The following is an 11609-nucleotide window of genomic DNA, read 5'->3' on the forward strand; positions in this document are numbered from 1 at the left end:
GTTATGAAAATTATTGCAATATCTGGAAGCCCCCGAAACAAGGCAACGCAACATGTAGCAGAAGTGGCGCTTGCGAGCATCAAAGAAAAATACCCCGACATGGAGACGGAACTGATCTCTTTGAAAGGGAAAAAGGTAGAACCATGTACTGCCTGCGATTATTGTAAACGCAAAAAAGATTGGTGTATCATAAAGGATGATGCCAATGATATGATTAAGGAGATTGTTACAGCAGATGGTATACTCATGCTTAGTCCAGTGTATGTGATGGAACCCACCCCCCAGCTGATGGCTCTTTTTTCACGCATGCGTCCACTCCATCACGTATATCAAGATATAACCAGGCATAAGCTCGGTGCTAGTATTGCTGTTGGAGGAACTCGAAATGGTGGACAAGAGATTGCAGTCAATACGATGAATAACCTGCTTTTAGCCCGTGGAATCAATGTGGTTTCAAATGAAGCTTTCGGCTACCATGGTGGTAAAGTTTGGTCTAAAGACCAAGGTGCAGCAGGTGTAGACGCCGATGAAATTGGTATGAAGACGGCGATACAAGTGGCACAAAAATTGGCTGAAATGGTGTCTTTAGTATGCAAGGGAAAAGAAGAATAAGCTTTTTTAAACAGGACCGTTTTTCTAAAGGCTGTTAAAGGAGACATATAAGCCCAAAGCGGCAGATTCCTGGTATAATGGAGATGGTTTTTTTGTTCATAGCCGGAGATATTCTATCTGCTGATATTTTTTATAGTAGACGAAGTAAGAATAAGCAAGGTGCAAGCTAGTAGGTTTAGAACTGAAAATCGGTAAGGAGTTTGATATGGAATCGAAAAGCCTAATGGTGATGCAAGAAGAATTGAAGAAAGGTCATGCAATCTGTCAGGTAACTGTGGCGAAGACGGAAGGCACGACGCCTAGGATGGCTGGGACCATGATGGTGGTCAAAAAAGACGGGACTATTTCTGGTACGGTAGGAGGTGGTTCTGTTGAATATGAAGCCATCAAGCATGCTCAGGAGCTGATCGCACAAAACAGGTGTGAGCTGAAAGAATATGAGATTAAGACGGACAAGGGCATGGTTTCCGGTAAGGTTTGCCTTTTCTTCAAAATCTTTAAACCACGGGAGCAGTTGCTGATTTTTGGTGCAGGTCACGTAGGTTACCAACTTTACCTGCTTGCGGAAATGCTGCACTTTACGATTGTGATGCTAGATGACAGAGACGGCTTTCTAAGTGAAGAACGCTACCCTCATGCAAAAATCATGGCGGGTGCTTTTACAGAAAGTATGGAGAAAATTTCCTTCCATGAAGATACCTATGTAGTGGTTGCTAGTTCTTCACATAAATCGGACGAGGAATTATTATATGCTTTGGTAAATAAACCGCATGCTTATCTGGGTATGCTGGGTAGCCAAAAAAAGGCGGAGCGGATTAAGTCCAATCTGCTAAAGAGAGGCATAAAAGCCTCCCAGTTGGATGCCCTATATGCGCCGATTGGTATTCCACTGGGAGGACGTCAACCCGAAGAAGTGGGCCTGAGTATCTTGGCACAGATTGTAAAAGTTCGAAATGAAAAATTGTAAAATGGATTGTTTATGTATGATATGAGGAAGGGGAATCCCCCTTCTTCTTTTTTGTTTTTTTCGTAGGTTGCTGAAAGATTATGGATTTATTGCATCATTAGGTAGAATGGGATTATAAAAAGAATTAGAGGTGGACGTATTGTATTACCAAGATAACGCGGAGAATGTATATAACGATTTGCAAAGCAGTCAAGTGGTTTATTTATTTGAATCGTTGGCCCCCAAGGAACGATTAATAGATTATTACCGACTTCCAAAAGGGCATAGAAACCAGAACTATCTTTTAAGTACAGACCATGGTAAGTTTCTTATGCGTGTCCGGAAAGATATCCTTGAGTTTGGAGACGTAGAAGTAGAAAAAGCAGTGTTTAAGAATCTGGATAAGGGGATCAGGCATCCGGAGCGTTTGTGTAGTTATAAGGATAAGGGATTGGAATATTCCCTGTATGACTTTGTGGAAGGTAAAGAACTTAGTGAAATATTGCCGAATATGCCACGAAGAAATGCAGAGGAAATATTTTTCAACTTAGGTAAGAAGCTGGCTGCCATTCATAGCACCAAAACATTTAATGTGTGTGGGTTTTTGGATGAAAAGTTGGAAGTGAAAGAAGCGCTTCCCCCGGTTTTGGATTGGCTTTCCGAGTTTGATACGTCGAAACTATCTGAGTGGTTGGGGGAAGAATTACTGAACCGTGTAAATTATCTAGTAAGAAGAAGACACAAAGAATTGGAAAAAATGGATAGTGACATTTGTTTGGTGCATGGAGACTGTAACGGAGACAACATACTAATCGGCCAAGGGAAGTTGATTTTCCTAGATTGGGAGTTTGTGTCTGCGGGACATCGGTATGCAGATATTGGACAGCTTTTTCGGGGCGTTAGTGGTAATGAGGAAATTCAGACTGCCTTTTATAACGGATATAAAGAAGTATTGCCCCAGGCCTTGGATGTGGACTGGTGGTTGATGAGCAAGTTGCGTGACCTGCTTTCCATTGTGCAATTAATCTCTGAGGAAGAGACCAATGGCGCTTATTTGGCTATGTTGGAAAGTTACTTTATTCATACATTGAATCTGATTGACAGATAGAAAGGAACAGTATGCAAAAGGTAGCATTATTACGATGTAAAGAATACGATGTAGATCTTGTGGAACAAACCTTGCGTAAGGGGTTTGATTTGCTGGGGGGCGAAGAATATATTCGAAAACTAATCCCCTATGGCGCAAAGGTACTTTTAAAGCCGAACCTGCTTTCTAGTGAGCCGCCGGGATCACCGGTAGTGACAGATTATCGCACGTTTGAAGCAATAATTCGAATTTTCAAAGATTACGCTGGTTCCATTAGCTTCGGCGATTCCCCTGGTTTTGGTCATGCTTTTAAGGCGGCTGAATCCTGTGGATTAATTGAAGTAGCGAAACGATACGGGGTAGACTTTGATCCGTTTGAATCTTTTGAGCAGGTTACCCTAGAAGACTATCTTTTGGTGCCACGCTTCGACATTGCGAGTGCAGTGCTAGAGACCGATGTTTTGGTATCCCTCCCCAGGTTAAAAACGCATGGCATGACTTCCTATACCGGAGCCATTAAAAACCAGTTTGGTTGTATTCCAGGACTCAAGAAGGCTTCTTTGCATGGCAGGATGCCGAAAATTCGGGATTTTTCTCGTATGCTTCTCGATCTCAACCGCTTGGTTGACGCTAAGTTTGCTGTGTTAGATGGTATCGTGGCCATGGAAGGAAACGGTCCTAAGAATGGACATCCGAATCCGATGGAAACATTGATACTGGGAGATAGTTTAAGTGCAGTAGATACGGTGGCTGCTACCTTGATTGGCTATGACCCGAACGATATTCCCTACCTGAGGGAAGCAGAAGCGAGTGGTTTCGGACCTACAAAAATTTCACAGATTCAGATTTTGGGTGAAAGCATTGAGGATATGGAACCGGAGCATTTTGTCCGAGTTCGAGGACGTAGCAATGTGCGTTTCAATGAAGGATTTGCGGGACAAATCGTGCAGAAGCTAACGGCCCCTAAACCTGTATTAAAGCCTGAACTTTGTATCAGTTGCAAAAGATGTGGAGATATTTGCCCTGAAAAACCCAAGGTAATAGATTTTGTGGATGAAAACGGACTAAAGCCCCATTGGAATTATGATGCGTGCATCCGTTGTTTCTGCTGTCAAGAAATATGCCCTGTGGGTGCCATCGAAATTGAATATCCCCTTATCGCAAAACTGCTAAAAATGGACAGGTAGGTGTGACTATGTTTGCAGAAAATGTATCATTGCTAGTAGCCTTTGGAGCCGGCCTGGTGTCTTTTTTTAGTCCTTGTATTTTGCCTTTGATCCCAGTATATATTTTTTATATCTCTGGTACGACCATGGCAGAAGCGAAAACGAATCGCAGTAGGACCATGGTAAGGACTTTGGGCTTTGTCATTGGCTTTAGCCTTATCTTTATCTTAATGGGTTCCACGGCCAGTGCCATAGGGCGATTCTTGTTAACGGAAAGAGTTTGGTTTACTAGAATCAGTGGCGCTTTGCTACTCGTGTTGGGTTTACAGATGCTGGGTGTTATCCATTTGCCTTTTTTGGAAATGGAAAAGAGATTGGAAGGACCGAAAAAAAAGGGAGGCTGGCCAACGTCTATCCTGATTGGTATGGCCTTTGCGGCAGGTTGGACTCCTTGTTTTGGACCTATTTTGGCTTCCATATTAATGCTCGCCGGACAGTCTGACACGATGGGACACGGCATGTTGTTGCTTTTAATCTATTCTTTGGGTATGGGTATTCCCTTTCTACTTACCGCCTTTTTTATTGACCGATTTAAGGGATTTATTGCCAGGAATGAACGCTTGATTCGGCTATTGCCCAAGCTGGGTGGAATAATGATGGTGCTATTTGCATTGTTGTTGCTGTTTGAACAGATGGGCAGAGTAGCCTCGCTGTTTGGTTAGGAGGATAAATGCGTAGAAAATTTTGGAGACGTGGTGGATTGCTATTGCTGACGTTTCTTTTGGTAACCGGTTGTTCAAAGCCGGTATCCGAGGTAGAGCTTCTGAGTTATGTAGACGACGGTACGGAACTCGCGATTGAAGAGACGGTTCCTAGTTTTACACTCACTAGTCTAGATGGTGAAGAGGTCTCAATAGAGGATTACCGAGGTCAAATGGTACTGTTAACCTTCTTTTCCACGGGCTGACACTTTTGTAAAGAGGAGTTGCCTCTTTTAGAAGAAGTGGATGCAGCAAATGAGGATACTAAAGTAATCGTTGTCAACGTGGGTGAAGACCTGCAAAGTGTGCAGGATTATGCTGAAGAAGGTGGCTATGATTTGACCATCTTGTTGGATCCGGATGCGCTATTGAGCAGAAAGTACTTAATCAGTGGTGTGCCGACAACTTATTTTATTGCTACGGATGGAGCCAATTTGGGTGCCTACCAAGGTATGTTGCCTAAGGAGCGTGCTGAAATGTTTTTAGAAGCCATTCGGGAGAACAAGCAGTGAGGAGTTCAGTAAAGAAAGCATATAAAAAGACTGTGGCATATGCCACAGTCTTTGCTTTTCGTAGTTGCTATAATTAGATGGATACTACGTTTTCTGCTTGAGGTCCTTTAGCACCTTGAGTTACATCAAAAGTCACTTCTTCGCCTTCGTCCAAGGATTTGAAACCTTCTTTTTGAATTTGTGAAAAATGTACGAATACATCAGTACCATCTTCAGATTCAATAAAACCAAAACCCTTTTCGCTGTTAAACCATTTTACTTTACCGTTTGCCATGTTTTCCTCCAAAATTTTTAATCCTTAAACTTGGTAAATGTCATCATTAAGACCTGAAATATTTTGCGCCTAAACAGCTCCCAATAATTCCGCTTCTACATAACAATACTTACTACAACCTCAAGGTACAAATTAAGAATAGTATAAAAGTGCAGAAAAAGCAAATTATTTTTCGAAATTTGCAAAAAAAGAATGGCAAAATGAGTAGTGAAAAGTTACACGAAATCAAAATAATTGTATACTATTGTTATGGATAAAATAAAGAAGATTACGATAAAGAAAAGCAAGCGAAAATCCGTAACACTTCAGTGCTTGGAGGATGGCAAATTAATAGTCCGTGCACCGATTGGTATGAGCAAACGAGAGATTATGGGTATTGTTGAGGAGAAGAGTGCTTGGATAGAACGTACAAGACAGCAACTGGAGAAGCGACGCCTGCAAGAAGAGGCTCTTACCTTAGCCGATAGTAGCTATTTCCCCTTTTTGGGAAGGGATTTAGAAGTAAGACGAACGAGGAGCAAGGATCCCGTTGTAACTGTGGATTCTGAAAAGGGGCATTTGGAAATTGCTGCTCTAGATGAGGAAAATGCCAAAACAGCCTTGCTATCATTTATTAGGCAAAAGGCCAAGTCTTATTTGGACGAGCGAACAGAAAAGTGGGCTCAAAAAATGGACTTGACCTACAATACGCTTAGAATCAAGGACCAAAAAACACGGTGGGGAAGTTGCAGCGGCCGGCGTAACCTTAATTTAAATGCGAGAATCATGCTAGCGCCGCCTCAGGTCATCGATTACCTAATTGTGCATGAACTAGCCCACTTGGTTCATATGAATCATTCAAGGGCATTCTATGGGCTGGTTGCTAGCTATGTGCCGGACTACCTAGAACACCAGGGTTGGCTTAAAAACCATGGCTATCTTCTGAGTTGGGGGAGGAATTAGAGGCATTTGGAACATTTCTTTGATATAATGTAACGTAGTATAACGAAGGAGGTATTATTATGGCGGAAAAGAAATTAGCCAAGTCAAAGGATAAGAAAATATTCGGTGTATGTGGTGGTGTAGCGGAGTATTTTAATATTGATCCCACCGTTATCCGGCTTATTTGGGCGTTGGCGATTTTGGTTTATGGAACTGGCTTCTTGCTGTATATCATTATGGCAATTATTATGCCGGATCCCCAAAAAGTGGAAGAAGAGAAGAGTCAAGCGAAAGAAGATGTTGAGGAAATCATCGTGGAAGTCGACGATGTTGCAGAAGAAGATAAGAACTAAGCTCTACCGTATTGCTAACAGGATATAGTAGCTACCTGCGCTGGGTGACTATGGAATAAGAAAACCGGCATCGATTACGATGCCGGTTTTTTAGCGAAAAATCTGTTCATGGGTACTGACCATGCTCATTTGTAGGATATTGGGATTGAAAAAGATATCGCAGACTCCAATGGGCTGGTCCAAGTAATTGTAGAAAGTTTCATCCCAGAACATGAGGATGGTACGAGGGTCTAGGCCGAAGGCCTGGGAAGTCACTGAGTTAATGGTAGCACTAACCTTGATGATATTGTGGCTGACATCTTGGCTGCAATGATTGGTATACAGGCTATCGATTTGGACATTCTCTTTGCCATAGACCATGTCATCTTCAGGAATCTTAGCAAAGAGCTTTTTGGGAATGGAAACATAACCCTGGATTGCCAGTTGACCGTCTGCGTAATAGTCCCAACGAAAGTCTAACAATGGTTCATTGGGATCCAAGTCCAGTCGTTTTGCTAATTCTTCGTTTCCGGAACGTTCTTGGATAAAGGTCCTTTTTTGCGAAGGCTCTAGGCCCAGGCTATCGATGATGGTAGCAAAATCCTGTGACAAGTCTACCCGCATCTTCGTTTTAAGAACACTTTTTAGGATGTAGTTTCCCTTTCCTTTTCTTTTGGCAATATAGCCTTTTTGGGTTAGATTTGCCAACGCTTCTCTGATGGTCTGCCGGCTAACACCCAATTGCGTAGCCAATTGTTCTTCCGTTGGAAGTTTATTGTCTTCTGTACGTTCTATATATGATTTTAATTCTTTTTCTACCTTGTCCTTTAGGCTTTCCACTATGACTCTTTTCATTTATTACTCCTTGTTGAACAATCCAATATAACAAAATGCTTATTTATAAAGATAACATCAATATTTCTCTATGTAAATATTGATTTGTCTTTGACTGTTCTTGGACCAACCGGCTTTCTTGTCCCACAAGGTGTTAGGATATTGTCTATTGTAATAGTATTGGTGGTGGCCAAAGTTTTTGACATTAATACTGAAAATAGCCATAGGGCTATTGAATGTCCTGGGTCCGAGCAGTATGATATAAGATATTATGAGCATAAGCCCATATAGCTCATGTAGTTATGTACTACTAGCTAGTTGCGTTTGAGGTCAAGCTTTCGCAAGTCTGTTGGGATAGGGATTTGCCCTTTCATTTCATTGTATAAGTGAATGAAAGGTGATTAAGCAAAGCAAGAATAATAACAAAAAAATATGCATACGAGGAGAAATAAGATGAAAAAAGATGTACTGAATTGGAAAACCTGCATTCAACCGGAAGTGGATTTACTAGTTTCCTGCAAAGGAAAAGATGGAACCCCCAATGCCCTAGTTGTGGCCTATGCCTGCAACTGTAGCTTTGATCCCCCCATGGTTATGGTGGGGGTTGTACCGAGTCGCCATTCCCATAAGTTGATTACGGAAACGAAAGAATTTGTAGTCAATATTCCGTCGGAAGAACAACGTGAAATGTTTACCTTTATGGGCACTAAGTCGGGTAGCGATATGGATAAGTTTAAGGAGTTCGGCGCAGCTTGGGAACAAGGCAAAAAAGTAGGTGCCCCTGTTCTTCTTGATTGTCCAGTCAATATTGAGTGCAAGGTTGTTGATTCCATCGTGACAGGATCGCATGAAATGTTTGTAGGAGAAATTGTGGCGATTCAAGCAAATCAAGATATTGTGAATGATAAAGGAGAGATAATCAAGAAAGCCTTTACGCCGATGGATTTTAGATAGACATTTGATTGAATAAATTAGATAATGGTTGAAAAGGACACATTCTACAGTATGTTTCGTAGAGTGTGTTTTTTCTTGGAAGAGTAGTTCCTAGCTGGATTGCATTTTATTGCCCAAATTTGTACAATGAGAAAAAGAAAACATAGAAATGAGAACCATATGAGACGTGCGACACTTATAGATGGAAACATTAAGAAACAATTATTTCAGATGACCTGGCCCATGATTTTCGGGATGCTTGGCTTGGTCATTTTCAATTTGGTGGATACCTATTTTATTGGGCGACTTGGCGTGATTCAATTGGGGGCCATGGGATTCACGTTCCCCGTGGTTATGTTGATCAATAGTTTTGCTTTGGGATTGGGGATTGGAACTTCTGCACTAGTATCCAGGGCCATCGGTCAGGGCAATCATGAGCAAGCGGCTAGAATCACTACGGATAGTTTGGTTCTGGCGGTAATACTAGCAGCTGTCATTAGCATCATAGGGCTTTTAACCATTGAACCAGTTTTTCAACTTTTAGGGGCAAAAGAAGATGTTTTACCCTATATAAAAGAGTATATGAGTATTTGGTACCTTGGCTCGGTCTTTGTTGTGATTCCCATGGTGGGAAACAATGCCATCCGGGCTACGGGAGATACCAGAACCCCCGCTGTGGTTATGATGCTATCTGGACTTAGCAATGCAGTGCTTGACTATTTATTGATATTTGGTATAGGCATATTTCCTGAAATGGGTATGGCTGGTGCCGCCTTGGCTACGGTATGTGGGCGAATTATTACCTTTGTCGTTGCTAGTTATGTTCTGGGAAAACGGGAAAAACTATTGGTATTTCGTGGCATTTCCGCTAAAGTTCTTAAAAAGAATTGGGGAGAACTGCTAGAAGTAGGGCTTCCGGTAGCCCTGACACGGACCATGCAGCCGGTCAGTATTGGAGTTTTGACAGCGCTTCTTGCTACCTATGGAACGGTAACGGTAGCTGGATTTGGTGTGGCTAGCAAGATGGAAATGTTTCTACTGATGGTCGGCAACGCGTTTGTTTCTGTACTAGCACCGTTCGTAGGTCAGAACTTTGGTGCAGGACGGATGGACCGCATCAAAAAGACAAGGGAGTATGCGGTGAAATTTGCCATTATGAACGGTCTAATATTGCTCATGCTAGCGTTCGTATTTGGTGAAAGAATTGCAGCTGTGTTTAGCGACGAGGTGAAAGTTATAAACCAAGCAGTACTGTATCTAAGAACGGTTTCAGCTGGATATATTTTCTACGTTGTTTTACAAGCGACAGCCAATATTTTCAATGTGACAGGGCAACCTAGAATTTCTGCACTCATGATGCTTACACAAATGTTCGTGATATGTATCCCCTTGGCTCTAGTACTTCGCGTTTTCTTCTACTCACAGGGGATTTATATGGCCCTAGCCATCTCGTGGGTAATCATGGCTTTGGTAGGAACGAAAGCGCTAGATGCTCATATGAAAAAGATAATAGGCAAGAAGATTGAGGCAGGGAATGAATGCTCTTAAAAAAATGGACACGAGGAAGGTAGAGATGGATCGAAAAAAAATATTTATCCTATATAGCTCCATTATCATGGTTGCACTTCTATATTATGTTGATGCTGTGATGCAGATACCATATTTTTGGAAGTCAGTAGTCAAGATTCTAGCTTTGGCTATGGTGTTCGGCCTGTATAGTTACAGATTTAAGGATAATTTCATCAAAGAATCGATTGCCAATTATCGCCTAAGGCAAGGGAACAAATTGGTAGATAAGAAGAGACGGTTACACTTGCTTCTAGGTGTGCTGGCCTTTTTCGCCATACTCCTAGTTTACTGGCTCACAGCGCCATATATGAATCTAGGAAATATCGTGGCGAGTCTACAAGAAAAGTATGGTATTGCTAGAGAACAACTACTCTACTATGGGCTATACTTAGCTTTCGGGAATGCGCTTCTCGAGGAAATGCTATTTCGAGGCTATGTTTTCCTGGGTCTCTTGAAAAGAATGAATCGGTGGTATGCCTATTTGTTTAGCTCCATCTTGTTTAGCATCTATCATATTTCGGTTATAAATACCTGGTTCAACCCCCTACTATTTTTGGTTGCCTTGTTAGGCCTCATGCTATCTGGTTTTCTATTTTGTTATCTAGATGAGAAGAACCAGACTTTTTTGAACAGCTATTTTGTTCATGTTTGTGCAGATCTGGCAATCGTATTGATTGGTTACCACATCATGTCCTAGCAATATAATTGAACATAGAACATAGAACATAGAACATTGAATATAGAATATAGAAGAGCACTGCTTTAGGCTATTAGCCCAAAGCAGTGCTCTTTGGTTGTTTTGGGATTGCGGTTTCTACTTCGGGCAAATGGTGTTGTCTAACACATATGGTTACGATAAGCGCTTGACAAAAACAATGTACAGAAATAAAATATATTCTATAAACTAGATTTAATAAATATATGAATGAGTATAGTTTGAAGGAGAGGGGTAACAATAATGGGAGTGAAGATTCTGGCAATAAACGGGAGTCCTAGAAAAAGCGGGACCCAGTATGCACTGGAATATGCTTTAAAGTCTGCAGAAGAAACGGGAAACGTGGAAACGGAACTGATTAACCTGAGGGGTAAGGAGCTCAATTTTTGCATTCATTGCAACCGGTGTATTAAGGAAAACGTACTTTTTTGTCCGACCTTCGATGATGCGATGACAAAAATCTATCCCAAAATTTTGGAAGCAGATGGAATCATCATCGGATCCCCGGTTTATCAGATGTCACCCAATGCGCAAATTACAACCTTCTTCAATCGTTTGCGACCACTCGGAAAACTGATTTCCCAAGGGAAATTTGGTCTCAAGGTAGCCGGTGGTATAGCCGTCGGGGGTGCTCGAAATGGTGGACAGGATACTACCCTGGAAGGAATTACCAATATGCTTTTAGCCAGTGGATACATCGTAGCATCGGGTAGCGTTTTTGCCTACAACGGTGGATCCTTGTGGTCCCAGGGTGCTAATTTAGAAGGTGCCAAAAATGACGAGGTAGGCCTAGCAACGGTGAGTATGATTGGGCGTAGGATCGCGGTTTTAGCCAAAGTGCTTCAAGAGGGGGCAAAACATACAGATTATAAGGAATACCAATATGCAGGTTTTATTAGTGAAGAAGAGATCTTAGCACGAAGGAGTGCATTCAAGAAAGGATAGGA

15 protein-coding genes are annotated in these 11609 nt (G+C 41.8%); 13 read left to right on the plus strand and 2 right to left on the minus strand.

What is annotated here, in order from left to right:
- The first annotated feature begins 3 nt into the window (after nucleotides 1-3).
- The 7 genes from JR334_10655 (at nucleotide 4) to JR334_10685 (ending at nucleotide 5084) form a co-directional block, all read left to right on the plus strand.
- The gene (locus tag JR334_10655) at nucleotides 4-612 is read left to right on the plus strand and encodes a flavodoxin family protein (GenBank protein ID QRN85391.1); all 609 of its coding nucleotides are present in this window, start codon (nucleotides 4-6) and stop codon (nucleotides 610-612) included.
- Nucleotides 613-817: 205 nt separating this feature from the next.
- The gene (locus tag JR334_10660) at nucleotides 818-1579 is read left to right on the plus strand and encodes an XdhC family protein (protein QRN85392.1); all 762 of its coding nucleotides are present in this window, start codon (nucleotides 818-820) and stop codon (nucleotides 1577-1579) included.
- 130 nt (nucleotides 1580-1709) lie between these two features.
- Nucleotides 1710-2666, plus strand: coding sequence for an aminoglycoside phosphotransferase family protein (locus JR334_10665; GenBank protein ID QRN85393.1), 957 nt, complete (start codon nucleotides 1710-1712; stop codon nucleotides 2664-2666).
- Nucleotides 2667-2677: 11 nt separating this feature from the next.
- A complete protein-coding gene (locus JR334_10670; GenBank protein ID QRN85394.1) occupies nucleotides 2678-3832 on the plus strand; it encodes a DUF362 domain-containing protein in 1155 nt (384 codons plus the stop codon).
- Between the two features lie 8 nt (nucleotides 3833-3840).
- Nucleotides 3841-4533, plus strand: coding sequence for a cytochrome c biogenesis protein CcdA (locus JR334_10675; GenBank protein ID QRN85395.1), 693 nt, complete (start codon nucleotides 3841-3843; stop codon nucleotides 4531-4533).
- An 8-nt stretch (nucleotides 4534-4541) separates the two neighbouring features.
- Nucleotides 4542-4778: a redoxin domain-containing protein gene (locus JR334_10680; GenBank protein ID QRN85396.1), complete on the plus strand. Its 237-nt coding sequence runs from the start codon at nucleotides 4542-4544 to the stop codon at nucleotides 4776-4778.
- A gap of 18 nt (nucleotides 4779-4796) precedes the next feature.
- A complete protein-coding gene (locus JR334_10685) occupies nucleotides 4797-5084 on the plus strand; it encodes a TlpA family protein disulfide reductase (protein ID QRN85397.1) in 288 nt (95 codons plus the stop codon).
- Nucleotides 5085-5157: 73 nt separating this feature from the next.
- Here the strand turns inward: JR334_10685 and JR334_10690 are convergent, their stop codons facing one another.
- The gene (locus JR334_10690; protein QRN85398.1) at nucleotides 5158-5358 is read right to left on the minus strand and encodes a cold-shock protein; all 201 of its coding nucleotides are present in this window, start codon (nucleotides 5356-5358) and stop codon (nucleotides 5158-5160) included.
- Between the two features lie 249 nt (nucleotides 5359-5607).
- Here JR334_10690 and JR334_10695 point away from each other — a divergent pair, with 249 nt between their 5' ends.
- Together JR334_10695 and JR334_10700 are read left to right on the plus strand one after the other, a co-directional pair.
- Nucleotides 5608-6300, plus strand: a complete 693-nt coding sequence (locus tag JR334_10695) for a M48 family metallopeptidase (GenBank protein ID QRN85399.1) — start codon at nucleotides 5608-5610, stop codon at nucleotides 6298-6300.
- A 59-nt stretch (nucleotides 6301-6359) separates the two neighbouring features.
- On the plus strand, nucleotides 6360-6632 hold the full coding sequence (locus JR334_10700) for a PspC domain-containing protein (GenBank protein ID QRN85400.1): 273 nt from the start codon (nucleotides 6360-6362) through the stop codon (nucleotides 6630-6632).
- A 90-nt stretch (nucleotides 6633-6722) separates the two neighbouring features.
- Here JR334_10700 and JR334_10705 read toward each other — a convergent pair whose 3' ends face one another.
- On the minus strand, nucleotides 6723-7466 hold the full coding sequence (locus JR334_10705) for a GntR family transcriptional regulator (GenBank protein QRN85401.1): 744 nt from the start codon (nucleotides 7464-7466) through the stop codon (nucleotides 6723-6725).
- A gap of 432 nt (nucleotides 7467-7898) precedes the next feature.
- Here JR334_10705 and JR334_10710 point away from each other — a divergent pair, with 432 nt between their 5' ends.
- From JR334_10710 to JR334_10725, 4 genes are all read left to right on the plus strand, one after another.
- The gene (locus JR334_10710; protein QRN85402.1) at nucleotides 7899-8399 is read left to right on the plus strand and encodes a flavin reductase family protein; all 501 of its coding nucleotides are present in this window, start codon (nucleotides 7899-7901) and stop codon (nucleotides 8397-8399) included.
- Nucleotides 8400-8558: 159 nt separating this feature from the next.
- Nucleotides 8559-9926 (plus strand): MATE family efflux transporter, encoded by a 1368-nt coding sequence (locus JR334_10715; GenBank protein ID QRN85403.1) that lies wholly within the window; start codon nucleotides 8559-8561, stop codon nucleotides 9924-9926.
- 4 nt (nucleotides 9927-9930) lie between these two features.
- On the plus strand, nucleotides 9931-10644 hold the full coding sequence (locus JR334_10720) for a CPBP family intramembrane metalloprotease (protein QRN85404.1): 714 nt from the start codon (nucleotides 9931-9933) through the stop codon (nucleotides 10642-10644).
- A gap of 261 nt (nucleotides 10645-10905) precedes the next feature.
- Nucleotides 10906-11607 (plus strand): flavodoxin family protein, encoded by a 702-nt coding sequence (locus JR334_10725; protein ID QRN85405.1) that lies wholly within the window; start codon nucleotides 10906-10908, stop codon nucleotides 11605-11607.
- Nucleotides 11608-11609 lie beyond the last annotated feature (2 nt).

The sequence above is a fragment of the Clostridia bacterium genome (genome assembly GCA_016887505.1).
Lineage (GTDB): Bacteria > Bacillota > TC1 > TC1 > UBA5767 > UBA5767.